General features: G+C 74.5%; 12 protein-coding genes. 5 read left to right on the forward strand and 7 right to left on the reverse strand.

What is annotated here, in order from left to right; all coding sequences use genetic code 11:
- Positions 1-15: 15 nt before the first annotated feature.
- Both ACZ67M_RS08820 and ACZ67M_RS08825 read left to right on the forward strand, forming a co-directional pair.
- The gene (locus ACZ67M_RS08820) at positions 16-1,962 is read left to right on the forward strand and encodes a DNA/RNA non-specific endonuclease (protein ID WP_469850176.1); all 1,947 of its coding nucleotides are present in this window, start codon (positions 16-18) and stop codon (positions 1,960-1,962) included.
- A 30-nt stretch (positions 1,963-1,992) separates the two neighbouring features.
- A complete protein-coding gene (locus ACZ67M_RS08825; protein WP_402474843.1) occupies positions 1,993-3,009 on the forward strand; it encodes a hypothetical protein in 1,017 nt (338 codons plus the stop codon).
- 6 nt (positions 3,010-3,015) lie between these two features.
- Here ACZ67M_RS08825 and ACZ67M_RS08830 read toward each other — a convergent pair whose 3' ends face one another.
- Both ACZ67M_RS08830 and ACZ67M_RS08835 read right to left on the reverse strand, forming a co-directional pair.
- Entirely contained in the window at positions 3,016-4,632 is a 1,617-nt protein-coding gene (locus ACZ67M_RS08830; RefSeq protein ID WP_469850177.1) for an AMP-binding protein, read from the reverse strand.
- On the reverse strand, positions 4,629-6,299 hold the full coding sequence (locus tag ACZ67M_RS08835; protein WP_469850178.1) for an AMP-binding protein: 1,671 nt from the start codon (positions 6,297-6,299) through the stop codon (positions 4,629-4,631). The genes ACZ67M_RS08830 and ACZ67M_RS08835 overlap by 4 nt, the downstream gene beginning before the upstream one ends.
- Positions 6,300-6,608: 309 nt before the next feature.
- Here ACZ67M_RS08835 and ACZ67M_RS08840 point away from each other — a divergent pair, with 309 nt between their 5' ends.
- From ACZ67M_RS08840 to ACZ67M_RS08850, 3 genes are all read left to right on the forward strand, one after another.
- Positions 6,609-7,445 carry a LuxR C-terminal-related transcriptional regulator gene (locus ACZ67M_RS08840; protein WP_467320797.1) on the forward strand — a complete coding sequence of 279 codons (837 nt, stop codon included), beginning with the start codon at positions 6,609-6,611 and terminating at the stop codon, positions 7,443-7,445.
- A gap of 93 nt (positions 7,446-7,538) precedes the next feature.
- Complete coding sequence (locus ACZ67M_RS08845; RefSeq protein ID WP_392012039.1) at positions 7,539-10,424, forward strand: ATP-binding protein; 2,886 nt, start codon at positions 7,539-7,541, stop codon at positions 10,422-10,424.
- A 202-nt stretch (positions 10,425-10,626) separates the two neighbouring features.
- Complete coding sequence (locus ACZ67M_RS08850; protein ID WP_469850181.1) at positions 10,627-11,409, forward strand: S1 family peptidase; 783 nt, start codon at positions 10,627-10,629, stop codon at positions 11,407-11,409.
- Positions 11,410-11,514: 105 nt separating this feature from the next.
- Here ACZ67M_RS08850 and ACZ67M_RS08855 read toward each other — a convergent pair whose 3' ends face one another.
- Genes ACZ67M_RS08855 through ACZ67M_RS08875 form a run of 5 tightly spaced genes read right to left on the reverse strand, consistent with a single transcriptional unit; the run spans position 11,515 to position 15,278 of the window.
- Complete coding sequence (locus tag ACZ67M_RS08855) at positions 11,515-12,621, reverse strand: winged helix DNA-binding domain-containing protein (protein ID WP_469850183.1); 1,107 nt, start codon at positions 12,619-12,621, stop codon at positions 11,515-11,517.
- Entirely contained in the window at positions 12,618-13,526 is a 909-nt protein-coding gene (locus tag ACZ67M_RS08860; protein WP_469850697.1) for a YihY/virulence factor BrkB family protein, read from the reverse strand. Before ACZ67M_RS08860 ends, ACZ67M_RS08855 begins: the two co-directional genes overlap by 4 nt.
- A 5-nt stretch (positions 13,527-13,531) precedes the next feature.
- The gene (locus ACZ67M_RS08865; RefSeq protein ID WP_469850185.1) at positions 13,532-14,116 is read right to left on the reverse strand and encodes a hypothetical protein; all 585 of its coding nucleotides are present in this window, start codon (positions 14,114-14,116) and stop codon (positions 13,532-13,534) included.
- Positions 14,113-15,096, reverse strand: coding sequence for a DUF6286 domain-containing Asp23/Gls24 family envelope stress response protein (locus tag ACZ67M_RS08870; protein WP_469850187.1), 984 nt, complete (start codon positions 15,094-15,096; stop codon positions 14,113-14,115). The genes ACZ67M_RS08865 and ACZ67M_RS08870 overlap by 4 nt, the downstream gene beginning before the upstream one ends.
- Positions 15,093-15,278 carry a hypothetical protein gene (locus ACZ67M_RS08875; RefSeq protein WP_469850188.1) on the reverse strand — a complete coding sequence of 62 codons (186 nt, stop codon included), beginning with the start codon at positions 15,276-15,278 and terminating at the stop codon, positions 15,093-15,095. The genes ACZ67M_RS08870 and ACZ67M_RS08875 overlap by 4 nt, the downstream gene beginning before the upstream one ends.
- Positions 15,279-15,285 lie beyond the last annotated feature (7 nt).

The raw sequence follows: 15,285 nt of genomic DNA on the forward strand, positions 1-15,285 counted from the left end.
AAGGGCAGTCCCACCATGAGACCCTCGTCTCGAATACCGCGCTCCCGGCGCGTCCTCCTCTCCCTGCTGGCCGTCGTGGCCCTGGGTGCCTCCACCACGGCGATGGCCCCGGCGCAGGAGACGCCCGGGGCAGCGCCGCAGGCGTCCCGCCAGGCCGACCGGACCGACCCGGCCGATCCGGTGTCCGTGCCCACGAAGACCAGGCCGGTCGAGGTGACCCCCGGGGAGCGCTGCGAGCCCACCGCGGCAGGCTCCCGCGAGCGCCGGGCGGGCGCCGTGCAGGCCTGCGTCAGCACGACCGCCGCACCGGTGAAGGCGGCCGCGCGGCAGAGCCTCGCCGCGCAGCCTCGGGCCTCGGCCGACGCCGACTCGGCCACCTGCACGATCACGTCTCCCGGGACGTGGAAGTTCAACCGCTTCGGCTACTGCGTGAACGGCCTCACCGTGCTGTACGTGCTCAAGGACAGCAACGGGCAGCAGATCGGCACCGGCACGCTGAGCGTGACGACCAGTGCCCTCCTGCCCGCCGACGGCACGTCGTGGGAAGAGCACGTGACCGTGACCATGACCGGCGCGACCGGGGCCGTCACCACGCTGGAGGCGAGGTTCAGGTCCGCCTGCTCGGCCGGCTGCAAAGCCACCAAGACGGCCCCCTGGTACAAGGGCACCCTGGTCAAGGGTGACTCCCGCACCGGGCGGGTGGCCTACTCCTCCACCCCGGCCGCCGGTACCGCGGTCGAGTTCACGACGTCGTACGAACTGTTCGTGTCCTATCCCGGCGCCCAGATCATCGACCCGAGCGCGTCCTGGAGCAACCCGGAGCGGATCCGCTGCGACGACGACGTCCGGGACACCGCGTCCGCCGGCACGCCCGGCCCCGGCTGCGTGGTGCCCAGCATCATGCCGGTGGTCAGTATCGACGCCACCGCGGGCGCCGCGGCGGTCGGATACCAGTGGGCCCAGCAGAACGCGGGCGGCTGGGGACGCGACAAGCCGCTGACCCGGGCGAAGAACGGCATCGCCGACCGCACCGGTCGCACCTGCGGGGGGTCGAAGCCCTTCCAGGCCCTGCCGGACGTCGTCGCGAACGACAGCTGCGGCATGTTCCCCTTCGCGGCCACCCATGAAGGCGGGACCGACGGCGCCCTGTGTGCCGAGATCGTCCTCAAGGACACCGGCGGAGGCTGGGCCGTCCAGCAGCTGGGGGACGCCGACCTCGGCAAGTCCTGCGTGCGCGCCCATGTCCCCGCCGCGGACCGGCAGTCCGCCGAGAACCAGCTCTCCGACGGCTTCGTGAACCAGCGGGTCGTCGAGGCGGAGCCGTTCAAGGTGGAGATCACCGGCTCGGCCGACCAGCCGCAGGGAGCCTGCCTGCGGACGCAGCCGAACGGATCGCTGCGGGCCGGTGACGGCTGGATCAGGAACACCACCGAAGCGGTCCCCCAGGTGAACAAGACCACCACCCCGAACGGGCCCGGTACCCGCGCCGCCGTGGCGCAGGCCTGCCTGGGCAAGAACCTGGACGAGGGCAGCGACGCCTCCGGCGACATCACCGGATGGCAGGACGCGCAGCTGTACCGCGACACCCACTCGCCGAACACCGGGCTCGCCCGGTGCCACCTCATCCCCAACATCCTCGGCGGCAAGGGCCAGGTGCTGGACGGCGGACAGGACAACCTCGTGCCCTGCTGGCAGTACGGCATGAACACCGGCACACCCAGCATGCGGACCTTCGAGCAGGCGGCTCAGAAACTGGTGAAGGAGGACCCCAACTTCAAGGCGACGGACGCGCTCTTCTACCAGGTGACGCCCGACTACAAGGACGCCACGAGCACGATCCCCGTGGGGGTCACGATGACCGCTACAGTGCAGCGGGCGGACGGAACGTCCCAGCCGCTGTTCCCCGAGGTCTACATCACGAACACCAAGGGCAACACCGGGACGCTGAACCTCGGGAACTGAACCCGGCTGAGCACGCCATCGGGAGCCAGGATGAGTCGTACCACCCCACCGCGGCCGTTCGACGTGACCGCGCTCTTCCCTCAACTGGCCCCGCTGGCCCGCACGGCGACCCGGCTGCACCCTCGGGCCGGGTCCCCGTCGCGGCATGACAGTTCGGTCGGCGGGCCGCTGCTGTGGCCCGCCGGCGAGCCGTGGCCGTACTGCGACGGCCCGCACGAGTGGGACGGGGTGAACGAGCCCACGTCACCGGAGGACGTGCGGGTGCAGCGGCGTATCAACGAGGCCGCCGCGTCCGGGTACACGCCCGAGGAGCGGGCGGTCCTCGAACGGATCAAGGCCGGCCGCCCGTGGCCCGAGGGCCCGGTCGCCATGCTGCCCGTGGCGCAGCTGTACGTGCGCGACGTCCCGCTGCTGCGCCCGCCCGGGCGGGCCGGCGCCGATCTGCTCCAGGTCCTGTGGTGTCCCTTCGACCACCCGACGCACCCCAGGACCGCGCTGTACTGGCGGTCCGCGGCCGAGGTCACCGACGTCCTCGGCTCACCTCCGGAGCCGCCCGCGGTCCAGCTCTCCGACTACGTGCCCCAGCCGTGTCTGCTCTCCCCCGAGGAAGTCACCGAGTACCCCCACTTCCTGGAGCTGGACAAGGAGTCGCAGGGGCGGCTGGCGGACTGGAGCAGCTGGGAGGCGGCCGGGGACGCCGTGGACAGCGCCTACTCCGTGGCGCCGCAGGAGTTCTACACCAGCCACCTGTCCGTTTCGCCCGGCTGGAAGGCAGGCGGCTGGTCCCGCTGGGGCGTCACCGATCCCGTGCCCCGGACCTGCTCCGCCTGCGGCACCGGCATGGACCCGCTGCTGACCATCGCCTCGACCGAGTGGAACAAGGGCACCGCGAGCTGGGCCCCCGAGGGGGACCAGGCCCGCGACCCGCTTCCCCCCGGCGTTCCGCCGGCGAACTACACCCGGGTCGTGGTCGCCGGCGGCTACGCCCTGCAACTCCACGTCTGCCCGGTGGACGCGGACCACCCGCACCTGGAACTGGTCCAGTAGTCGCGCTCAGGCGGGCTTTCCGTACCGCTCCCGCAGTTCCACCTTGCGCACCTTCCCCGACACGGTCATGGGGAAGGAGTCGAGGAGCTGGAGGCGGCTGGGCACCTTGTAGTGGGCCAGCTGCCCGTCGCAGTACGCCCGCAGTTCCTCCAGGGTGAGCGGGTCGGCGGCGTCGCGCGGGACGACACAGGCGAGGACCTCCTCGCCGTAGCGCTCGTGCGGGACGCCGACCACCTGGACGTCCGCGATCTTCGGGTGGGCGTAGAGGAACTCCTCGACCTCGCGCGGGTAGATGTTCTCGCCACCCCGGATGATCATGTCCTTGATGCGGCCGACGATCTCCACGTAACCGTCCTCGCGCATCACCGCGAGGTCCCCGGTGTGCATCCAGCGGCCCGCGTCGACCGCCTCGGCGGTCTTCTCCGGCTCGTCCCAGTAGCCGAGCATCACGCTGTAGCCGCGGGTGCGCAGTTCACCGGCGTCGCCGCGCGGCACGGTCACCCCGGTCACCGGGTCGACGACCTTCACCTCGATGTGCGGCAGGACCCGGCCGACGGTGCCGGTGCGGTGTTCGAGGTCGTCGTCCATGCGGGTCTGGAGGGAGACCGGGGAGGTCTCCGTCATGCCGTAGCAGATGGAGACCTCCTCCATGTGCATCTCGGCGACCACCCGCTTCATCACCTCCACCGGGCAGGGCGAGCCCGCCATGATGCCGGTGCGCAGCGAGGTCAGGTCGTACGAGGCGAAGTCCGGGAGGTTCAGCTCCGCGATGAACATGGTGGGGACGCCGTACAGGGACGTGCACCGTTCCCGCTGGACCGCTTCCAGCGTGGCGGCCGGCTCGAAGGACGGGCCGGGGATGACGATGCACGCGCCGTGCGAGGTGGCGCCCAGGTTGCCCATCACCATGCCGAAGCAGTGGTAGAAGGGCACCGGCAGACAGACCCGGTCCAGCTCCGAGTAGCCGACCGTGCGGCCCACCCAGTAGCCGTTGTTGAGGATGTTGTGGTGGGAGAGGGTGGCGCCCTTGGGGAAGCCGGTGGTGCCGGAGGTGTACTGGATGTTGACCGGGTCGTCGCAGCTCAGCCCGGCGGCGACGGCGTCGAGGCGGTCCCGCGGCACCCGCGCGGCGCCCTCGCTCAGCGCGTCCCAGGAGGGGTCGCCGATGTAGACGGTCTCGCGCAGCGCGGGGCACCGGCCGCGGACCTGCTCCACGATCGCCCGGTAGTCGCTGCCCTTGTGGGCGAGGGAGGCGACGAGGAGGGTGATGCCCGACTGCCGGAGGACGTACTCCAGCTCGTGTGCCCGGTAGGCCGGGTTGACGTTCACCATGACGGCGCCGATGCGGGCGGTGGCGTACTGGACGAGGACCCACTCCGGGCAGTTGACCGCCCAGATGCCGACCCGGTCGCCCTGGCTGACGCCCTTCGCCAGCAGTCCGCACGCCACCTCGTCGACGGCGGCGCCGAACTCGGCGTAGGTCCACCGGCGTCCGGACGGTACGTCGACCAGGGCCTCGCGGTCCGGGTGGGCGGCGACCGCCCGGTCGAGGTTGGCGCCGATGGTGTCGCCGAGCAGGGGGGTGGTGCTGGTGCCGTGGGCGTACGACGGGGGTGGGGTCACCGGAAGTCCTCCTCGCGGTACTCGTTCGCGGAACCGGCCGCGGTGGCCTCGCGCAGCTCGATGCGGCGGATCTTGCCGGAGACGGTCTTGGGCAGTTCGCCGAACTCCAGGCGGCGCAGGCGCTTGTAGGGGGCGAGGACTTCGCGGGAGTGCTCGAACAGCACCTTCGCGGTGTCCGGTCCCGGCTCCCAGCCCGCCGCCAGCACGACGTACGCCTTCGGCACCGCGAGGCGCAGTTCGTCCGGTGCGGGCACGACCGCCGCCTCGGCGACCGCCTCGTGCTCCAGCAGGGCGCTCTCCAGCTCGAACGGGGAGATCTTGTAGTCGGACGCCTTGAAGACGTCGTCGCTGCGTCCGACGTAGGTCAGGTAGCCGTCGGCGTCCCGGGAGCCGATGTCGCCGGTGCGGTAGTAGCCGCCGGCCATCGCCTCCGCCGTGCGGTCGGGGTCGCCGTGGTAGCCGGTCATCAGGCCGACGGGATGCGCGGACAGGTCCAGGGCGATCTCGCCCTCGTCGGCGCCGGGGGCACCGGTGACCGGGTCGAGGAGTTCGACGCGGTAGCCGGGGCTGGGGCGGCCCATCGAGCCCGTCTTCAGCACCTGCCCGGGGCTGTTGGAGACCTGGACGGCGGTCTCGGTCTGGCCGAAGCCGTCCCGGACGGTCACGCGCCAGGCCTCGCGGACCTGTTCGATCACCTCGGGGTTGAGCGGCTCACCCGCGGCGACGACCTCGCGCGGTCGGTGCGCGAGCTGGGTGAGGTCGGCCTGGATGAGCATGCGCCACACGGTCGGCGGGGCGCAGAACGTGGTCACCCCGGCCCGGTCCATCTCGGCCATCAGGCGGGCCGCGTCGAACCGGGTGTAGTTGTACAGGAAGACGGTCGCCTCGGCGTTCCACGGCGCGAACAGGTTCGACCAGGCGTGCTTGGCCCAGCCGGGCGAGGAGATGTTCAGGTGCACGTCCCCGGGCCGCAGACCGATCCAGTACATGGTCGCCAGGTGACCGACCGGGTACGACACGTGGGTGTGCTCGACCAGCTTGGGGCGGGCGGTGGTGCCCGAGGTGAAGTACAGCATCAGCGGATCGTCGGCGGCGGTGGGGCCGTCCGGGGTGAAGCCGGCGTCGGCGGTGTACACGTCCGTGTAGTCCAGCCAGCCGGGTGCCGTGCCGCCGACGGCGACGCGCGTGTAGTCGCCGGGCACGTCGTCGAACTTGCCGGCGTCCCCGGCGCGGACGATCACGTGCCGCACCTTGCCGCGGTCGACGCGGTCGCGCAGGTCGGCGGGGCCGAGCAGCGGGGTGGCCGGGATGACGACGGCGCGGAGCTTCATCGCGGCGAGCGCGGTCTCCCAGAGTTCGGTCTGGTTGCCGAGCATGACGAGGATGCGGTCCTCGGCACGCACGCCCCACTCCCGCAGCCGGTTGGCGACCCGGTCGGAGCGGGCGGACATCTCGGCGAAGGAGACCCGGACCTCGGAGCCGTCCTCCTCGACGATGTGCAGCGCGGTGCGCTCGTTCCCGTCGGCGATGACGTCGAACCAGTCCAGCGCCCAGTTGAAGTCCCGGGGGCGGGGCCAGGTGAAGCCCTCGTAGGCGGCGGTGTAGTCCTCGCGGTGCTCCAGCAGGAAGTCCCGCGCGCTGCGGAACAGCTCCGTGGCCGTCGTCATCTGTCCTCCTTCGTGCCGGACCTTGCCGGGCGGCTCTCTGCCATCGTGTAATCCGTGATGCAGGTCTCACTACCCCCGAACGGGGGTGTGCGCCCCGGGACGGGCGCTTGGGGTCTCGTTCGGATCAGGCCGGCTCCGGACGACGGTGCCGTGTACTCGGCCCGAGCGGGGTCTGGTGCGTGCAGCTGCAAGGCGGAGGAGGGCGACAGGGCGGAGCCCTGGCAACCGACGACAACGCCGCAGATGTGCGTGCCAGACCCCGCGACCCCGGCAGGATACGAACGAGACCCCCTAGGGAGGACGGATCGGGTGGCGGTGGACACGGCCGACGGAGTGGAGATCCGGGGTGCGCTGGTGCGGCTGCGGCGGGCGACCGGGCTGCCGGTCGCCTTCGGCGGGCTGGTGGAGCCGGGCCGGCGGCAGGTGCGCATCAGCGAGCTGAGCGGCACGGCGACGGCGGCGCTCAGCGCCCTCGCGGTGACCTCGGGCAACGGTCTTGGCGGCCGGGCGGTGGCGCTGTCGCGGCCCTGCGCGGTGACGGACTACTCCGTCTCCGCGCAGATCAGCCACGAGTACGACCGGCCCGTCGCCGCCGAGGGACTGCGCTCGGTGCTGGCGGTCCCGGTGGTGGTGCGGCGCCGGGTGCGCGGTGTGCTGTACGGCGCCCTGCGCACCGCGCAGCCGCTGGGCGACCGCACCCTGGGCGCGGCCGTGGCGGCGGCCCGGGACGTGGAGCAGGCGCTGGTGCTGCGGGACGAGACGGACGAGCTGCTGGCGGCGGCCCGGCCCGGCCCGGGGCACGACCCGGCGGACGCGGCGGTCTTGGAGCAGGTACGGGAGGCGCACGCGGCGCTGCGGGCGCTGGCCCCCCGGATCTCGGACCCCGCGCTGCGCGAGGAGCTGCTGCGCGCCTGCGGTCTGCTGGCGCCCGGGGGCGGGCCGGGAACGGGGCCCCGGCCCGCGCCGCGCGAGGTGGACGTGCTGGCCTGCGTGGCCGCGGGCGCGACGAACGTGGAGGCCGCGGAGCGGCTCGGGCTGGGCGCGGAGACCGTGAAGAGCTACCTGCGCTCGGCGATGCGCAAGCTGGGCGCCCGCACCCGCACGGAGGCGGTCGCCCGGGCCCGCCGGACGGGATGGCTGCCGTAGGGCGCGGAGCGGCCCGGGGATTTCCCCCGGCTCTTTGATTTCCGTGTCCGCCGGTTTGTTATTTGCCTCACCTCCTCGTCCCTCCTTAATCCAATGGCCCGTTGCCTAACATTGGCCCGGACACGACACTCGGAGGGAGCGGTCACCGTGCCACGGGACTTCGCGGAGTCTGCCGGATTCCGCTCCGACCTGGTCATCGGGCGGGAGGAGTCGTTCGGCGCGGCACGTGAGCAGCTGGCCCGGGGCGGCAGTGTGTTGCTGCACGGGCCCGCCGGAATTGGAAAGTCGACCGTCCTGCGCACCCTGGCGGCGGAATATGCCCGCACCTCGCACACCGTGTTGCGCTGCTCGGCCACGGAGTCCGAATCACATCTGCCCTTCCTCGCCCTGGCCGACCTCCTGGGCCTGGTCCTGGACGACGTGTCCCAGGCGCTGCCCGCCGCGCAGCGCACCGCGCTGGAGTCGGCGCTCACCGGACGCGGCGAGTCCACCCTCCAGCGCGACGGCCTGGCGCTGCGGCTGGCGGTGCTGTCCGCCCTGCGCGCCCTCGCCGCCGCGGGCCCGGTCCTGGTCGTCGCCGACGACCTCCAGTGGCTGGATCCGGCCAGCGCGGAACTCCTCGGCTTCGCCGCCCGGCGCCTGGGCGAGACCCCGGTGCGGCTGCTGTGCGCGGTGCGGACCGAGGGGCCCGAGACGGAGGACGCCGCGTACGACCGCCATCTGCGCGCCTCCCCGCCGGACACCCGCGCGGTCCGCCTCGGCCCGCTGACCCGCGCCCAGGTCGCGACGCTGCTCGGCGAACGCGGCTACGCGGGCCTGCACCGGGCCACGGTCCGCGACATCCACCGCACCAGCGGCGGCAATCCGCTCTTCGCCCTGGAACTGGGCCGGGCGCTGGCCGAGAGCCCCGCGGCGCCCCGGCCCGGCGAGCCGCTGCCGGTGCCGACCTCGCTGCGCGCCCTGGTCCTCTCCCGCCTGGAGATGCTGTCGGACGAGGCCCGCCGCACCCTGCTGGTGGCCAGCGCCGGCGCCCGCCCGACGCCGGCCCTGCTGCGCGCGGCCGGCCGGGAGAACGCCGAGGCCGAGACGGCCCAGGCGGCGGCGCTGGGACTGCTGGCGACCGACCCGGAGGGTCCGACCGTACGGTTCGCGCACCCGCTCATCTCGGCCGCGCTGTACGCCGAGGCCCCGGCGCCCGAGCGGCGGGCCGCGCACGCCGCGCTGTCCACGGCCGCCTCCGACCCGATCGAGCGCGCCCGGCACCTCGCCCTGGCCACCACCGGCACCGACCCGGAGGTCGCGGCGCGGCTGGCGGAGGCCGCCTCGCTGGCCCGGGACCGCGGGGCGCCGTCGGTGGCCGCCTCGCTCGGGCTGCTCGCCGCCCGGCACACCCCGGCGGACAGCGTGCCGGGACCGGACGAACGCCGGGTGGCGGCCGCCGAGGACGCGATCACGGCGGGCGAGCAGGATCTCGCCCGGGACATCGCCCGCGAGGTGCTGACCCGGGCCACCGCCCCCGGCGACCGGGTCCGCGCCTGGATGGTGGTGATCGAGGCCGCCGGGCAGGCCATCGGCGAGGTCGACGCCGTCTTCCCGCAGGCCCTGGCCGACGCGGGCGACGACCCGCGGCTGCTCGCCCAGGTCCACTACCAGCTGGCCTGGCGCTCCTTGGTGGTGCAGGGCGACTTCGCCCAGGGCCGGGAGGAGGCCGCGCACGCCGCCCGGCTGGCGGCGCGGGGCGCCGACCGGCGCACCGAACTGCTCGCGCTGGCGTTCCAGGCCCAGTGCGAGACGCTGATGGGGCATCCGGACGCCCCGGCGACCATCGGGCGGGCGCTGGCCGAGCCGCAGGACCCGCGGGTGGCGTGCCACCACAACGGGGCCGGATCGTCCCGGTTCCGGTGGCTGGTGATGAGCGACCGGCTGGCCGAGGCGCGGGCCACCGTCACCACGCTGCTGCGTGAGGTGCGCCGCCGCGGCATGGCCGAGAGCGAGGTCCACTACCTGCGCTTCCTGGCCGAGACCGAGCTGCACTCCGGGCACTGCGGCCGGGCCCTGGAACTGGCGCGGGAGAGCCTGACGCTGGCCCGGGACGCGGGCATCGGCGAGGGTGCCGGCGCGATGCAGGCCGCGCTCGCCGAGGCCGCGGGCGGCGACCCGGGCCGGGCCCTGGAGCTGGCGCGGGAGGCGGTGCGGCGGGCGGAGGAGGACGGTGACGCCGTGTACCTGTCGCGGGCGCTGGCCGCGCTCGGCCACGCGAACCTGGTGGCGGGCGACGCGGGTGCGGCCGTGCGGGCGCTGCGCCGGGTGCGGGAGCTGGAGGCCGGGGCGGGCATCACCGACCCGGCGCGCGGACGGTGGCAGGGCGATCTGGCGGAGGCGCTGGTGCGGACCGGCGAGCCGGCCGAGGCGATGGACGTCATCGAGGTCAGCCGGGCGCACGCGCTGCGGCTCGGGCGGGGCAGCGTGCTCGCCGTGCTGGACCGGGCGGAGGCCCTGGTGCGCGCGGATCGGGGCGAACACCGGGCGGCCGTCGCGCGGTTGACCTCGGCGCGGGAGCGGCTGGCCGGGCTGGGGTACGGCCTGGAAGAGGCGCGGGCGGCCTTCGCGCTGGCCGAACTGCACGCCGAACGGCCGGGCCGGGCGCCGGGGGCGGCGTCGTACGACGAGGCGACGCGGCTGTTCCGGCGCTGCCGGGCGCTGCCCTGGCTGGAGCGGGTGGAGGCGGCCGTCGCGGCACGGTCGGCCGGGCCGCCCCCGGCACCGGCCGCCACGCCGGACGGTCTCGCGGGGCTGGCCGCGATGGAGCGTCAGGTGGCCGCGCTGGTCATGGAGGGCGCGACGAACCGGGAGATCGCCGCCCGGCTCTTCGTCAGCGTCAAGACCGTCGAGGCGACCCTGACCCGGGTCTACCGCAAGCTCGGGATCCGGTCCCGGGTCGATCTCGTCCGGCTGGCGGCGGGCGGGCGAACGGACTGAGAACGGCGGGGGTTTACCGGCCGCGCACCGAGGGTTTTCCCTGCCCGCCTCCCCTAGGGGGTTCCCCCATTGGGGTGCCCCGACCGCCGGTTCTAGCGTGAACACGTGCCGCTCGCCCGGGCATACGGGGGTCTGTCCCGAGACCCCCGTGCAACCCCCCACGTCCGTGCGACCCCCCACCGGCAACCCCTTGAGGAGACTCATGTTCGGGCTCACCCGCGCCAGATCGGCAGCCGCCGTGCTGGCCGCCGCCGGCGCAGCCGCGCTGCTCGCCGCCCCCTCCGCCGTCGCCGCGCCGCAGCCGATCGTCGGCGGCACCACCACCACGACGGCCGCCTACCCGTACGTCATGCAGGTCACCGACGCCTCCCAGAACCAGTTCTGCGGCGGCACCCTCGTCTCACCCACCAAGGTCGTCACCGCCGCGCACTGCATGGCCGGCGAGAGCGCGCGCAGCGTCCGCGTGGTCGGCGGACGCACGTACCTCAACGGCTCGAACGGCACGGTCGCCCGGGTCAGCCGGATCTGGGTGCACCCGGACTACACCGACGCCACCAACGGCGACGACGTGGCGGTGCTGACGCTGGCTTCGTCGATGCCGTACAAGCCGGCGAAGTACGTGTCCTCCTCGGACACCTCGGTCTACGCGGCCGGCAACGAGGCCCGGGTGCTCGGCTGGGGCACCACCCGGGAGAACGGCAGTTCCTCCAACCAGCTGCGGACCGCGACCGTGCCGGTCGTCTCCGACTCGGACTGCGGCGGCTCGTACGGCTCCGACTTCGTCGCGAGCGACATGGTGTGCGCCGGGCTGCCGTCCGGCGGCGTGGACACCTGCCAGGGCGACAGCGGCGGACCCCTGGTCATCGGGGGCGTCCTGGCAGGAATCACCTCTTGGGGCGAGGGCTGCGCGAGGGCCGGTTACCCGGGGGTCTACTCCCGGCTGACCACGTTCTCGGACCAGGTGACCGCGCAGGTCACCTCGTAGCCCCGCCCCGGCAGGGTCTCCTGATCTCCTGAGTACTCCTCAGGTGCAAGCCAGGGGGCGTTGCGAGCCTCCACGAGCGGCCCGCAACGCCCCCTCTCCAACGCCTCAGCCGCGTACCGTCCCGAAGCGGACGCCGTACGCGGCTTCCGGCTGCATGACGGCCAGCATCCGCTCCCCCTCGGCCACGACCTCGGCCCGGCGCTCCTCGGGCAGGCGGTCGAAGGGTTCGACGACGAGGGCGTCCTCCTCGGTCTTCCACAGTCCGGCCACGAAGCCGTCGACGACGAGGACGCGGTGGGCCTGGTTCCCCGTCCAGGTGCGGCCCTTGTGGGCGGGCGGGACGACTCGGGCGCGGTCGGCGTGGGCGAGCAGCAGGTTGTCGAACTCGGGCAGGAAGCGCGGCGGGGCCGGGGTGTCGGGGTCGGGGCGCGGCGCGTCCGGGAGGTCGAAGAGTTCGGTGCCGTCGGGGGCGCGGAAGGTGACGAGCCGGGGGCGGAGCCGTTCGAAGGCGTCCCGCAGCCGGGTCAGGCCGGCCCACGTCTGCATGTCCTTCACGGAGGCGGGTCCGAAGGCGCCGAGGTAGCGCAGGACGGTGTCGTCCGGTGCGGGCGCGGGCCGAGCGGGGCGGGCCAGCCAGTGCTCGGCGGTGGTGAGCGTGACCTGGCCGCTCCTTCCCCACAGTCCGCGCGGGGTGACCTGGACGAGGGGGAGGCGGCAGCGGGCGGCGACGGCCAGGGACTGCGGGTCGGCGTCGGGCCACTCGGCGAGCAGGGCCTCGCGCAACTGGGCCATGGTGCGCGGCTCGGCCTCGACCAGTTCGCGGGCGAGGCCGGCGAGCCGGTCCAGGTCGACGCCCGCCAGGCCCTTGCGGAAGGCGTGCAGCTCCCGGTCCCGGGCGGCCTGCACCAGGGGGCGCAGGGTGAGGCAGTCGTCGGCGGTGTGGGTGTGGATGGTCGAGCGCATGGTGACGAGGCGGGCGACCCGTCGGCCGGCCATCGCCTCCGAGAGGTCCTCGGGCGTGAAGCCGTCGAGGCGGGCGGCGAGCGCGTAGTACGGGGGCTTGACGTTCTGCGCCTGGAGTCCGACGAGATGCGCGACGGCGGCCTCGGCGGACATGGCCGTGCGGCGCAGCAGCAACTGCCGGGCGAGGGTGGCGCGGTTGAGGGCGCGGATGCCGAGGACGGGGGCGCTCGGGCCTGCCTTGGTCGTCATGGGTGCACGGTAGCGGGGCTCGCGGACGGGTTCTGTCCGCGATCGGCCCGGCTCAGCTCCACGACGAACCGGGCACCGGCCAGCAGGGAGAGGTGAGAGACCCACAGCCATACCAGGAAGACCACGACTCCGGCCAGGGAGCCGTAGAGGCGGCCGTAGGTGCCGATGCCGGAGGCGTAGAGGGAGAAGACGCCGGAGGAGGTGAGCCACAGCAGTGCCGCCAGGGCGCCGCCGGGCACCGCCTCCCGGCTGCGGCGGGCCGGGGCGGGGCCGGTCCGGAACAGGACGAGGACCAGCAGCGCGACCCGGCACAGCAGCAGCGGCCAGCGGAGCAGGGACCAGGCGGCGGTCGCCGTCGTGCCGATGCCGGCCAGCCTGCCCAGGGGCCGGGCCAGGGGTCCGGTCAGCAGCAGGACCAGGGCGCCGGCGACGAGCAGTCCGAGCAGACTCAGCGCGGTGAGGACGATGCGGTGCAGCCGGTGCCACAGGGGGCGCTGGTCGGGCAGGCCGTGCATGTCGTGCAGGGCGCGCCGGAAGACCGCCAGGTAGCTGGAGGCGGACCAGAGCGCGCCCACGCCGCAGGCCACGGCCACGGTCAGCGCGGCGGAGCGCTCCCCGGCCATCTCGTGCAGGGTGCGGTGCAGTTCGGCACCGGACTGGGCGGGCGCCCAGGACGTCACGTCGGCGATCAGACGGTCCGTCAGGTCGGGCGCGACCAGGCCGATGACGGAGGCGGTGACGACGAGGGCGGGCACGAGGGCCAGGACGGCGTAATAGGTGAGGGCCGCCGCCCAGTCCGAGTCGTTGTCGTCCCACATGGCGCGCGGCACGCGGCGCAGCGCGCCGGTCCACGGCACGGAGCGTTTCCGCAGCCGGGTCAGCCTGGTCTCCAGGTACGCCGCCATCGTGGTCATCGGGTACGCCGCTCGCGACGGGACCGTACGCCCATGCGGACGTGGGTGCGCAGCGGGTGCGGGGCCAGGGAGGCGCGGGCCTCGTCGAACGGGCCGTGGGTGAGCTGTTCGAGGACGTGGCCGGGTGCGGCGCCGGGTTCGAGCAGCAGCCGGACGCGGGCCCGTGAGCGTTTCCGGCCGGCGGGCAGCCGTACGTGGGCGCGGGCGACGCCCGGGGTGGCCTCCGCCTGGTGGGCGACCGCGTCGGCCAGCGCGCGGGAGCGCAGGGTGAGGTGCGGGCCGGCCAGCGGCAGCCGCCGGTCACCGCTCGGGCGCGGCTGGGCGAGGAGCCAGGTGAGGCACAGCAGCAGCGCGGCGGCCGTACCGGCGACCACCACGGGGGTCCACCAGTCCGCACCGCGCAGGTCGGCGAGACGGGCCCGGTCCAGCAGGGCGGTGCCGTCCTCGGGCCGGGGCCACCAACCGGGCAGCCGGTCGGCGACCGCGACGCCGCTGAGCCCGAGCCACCCGCCGCCGGCCAGCAGGGCCGCCCCGGTCAGCGCGAGCAGCGTCCGGTTGGCGGCGTTGCGCAACGGGTTCACGATTCGGTCTCCTTCGGGAGCGGCGGCGGCCCGGTGACGGGTCCCGGCTCGGCGGGCGGCGCCGTCGGTGCCGGCTCCGGTGGGCGCCAGTGGGGTTCGGGGCGCAGGGTGACGCGGGGTTTGAGGGGGCGGGTGAGGCCGAGGGCGTCGAGGGTCGTGGCGGTGGCGGTGCGGACCGCGGTGCGGGTCGTGGTGCGGTCGCCGAAGCCGAGGCGGGCGCGGACGCGGACGCGCCGTCTGCCGCAGCGCACGCGGACGTCCGTCACCCCGGGTACGGCGGTGCCGGCGTCCCGGAGGAGTTCGGCCACCGCCGACCGTTCCAGTACGGCCCGCTGCGGGCCACTCCCGGGCACCGGGGCCATCGGGAGCACGCCGCGCAGGCCCGGGGTGAGCGCCAGCCACAGCAGCCAGGCGCCCAGGGCGGCCGCGACGGCGCCGCCCGCGACGACCGGGGTGTTCCCGGGGCCGTGTGTGGCCGCCCAGTCGACCGCGTCGGTGCGCCAGGCGGCCGGGTCGTGGCCGGCGACGTGCACGGCCAGGACGTCGTACAGCAGGAGCGCACACGCTCCCGTCCCGACGAGGGCGACCAGCGCGGCGGGCACCCGGCGTCCCGACCAGGGCCGCCGGGCCCGGCGCGAGGGACCGGCACCGTCGGCCGGGTGCGGCGACGGGGCCGCCCGGTGAGCGGCCAGCGACTGGACGCGGACCGTCGCCGCCCGCACCGTCAGGCCGCTCAGCTCGGCGACCCGGTCGGCCATCCGGCTCCGGACCCGCTCCCCCGTCTCGCCGAGCGCCGCCGGATACGGCAGCCGCACGTCCACGCGGACGTCGGCGTGGCGCCCGTGGACGGCCGCCGTGCCGTGCGTCACCCGGGCGCGCCGCCCGCCGAGGTCGGCCTCGGTGGCGGCGCGTTCGGCGATGCGGCGCACGGCGCGGTCGGCGACGACGGTCCTGCCGCGTTCGGCCGGTGCCGCCGTCACCTGATCCTCCGGTCCCGGGGTGCCAGGAACTCACGCCAGTCGGTGCCGTCGTCGATCAGGCGCCCCAGCACGGCGCCGACCGCGCCCAGCGCGGCCACCAGCAGGAACGCCCCGAACCCGCCGAAATATCCGGCGAAGGCCAGCGCCATGCCGACCAGCATGCCGATCACCGCTCTGCTCATCACTCAC

The sequence above is a fragment of the Streptomyces sp. NPDC107500 genome, from assembly GCF_055582785.1.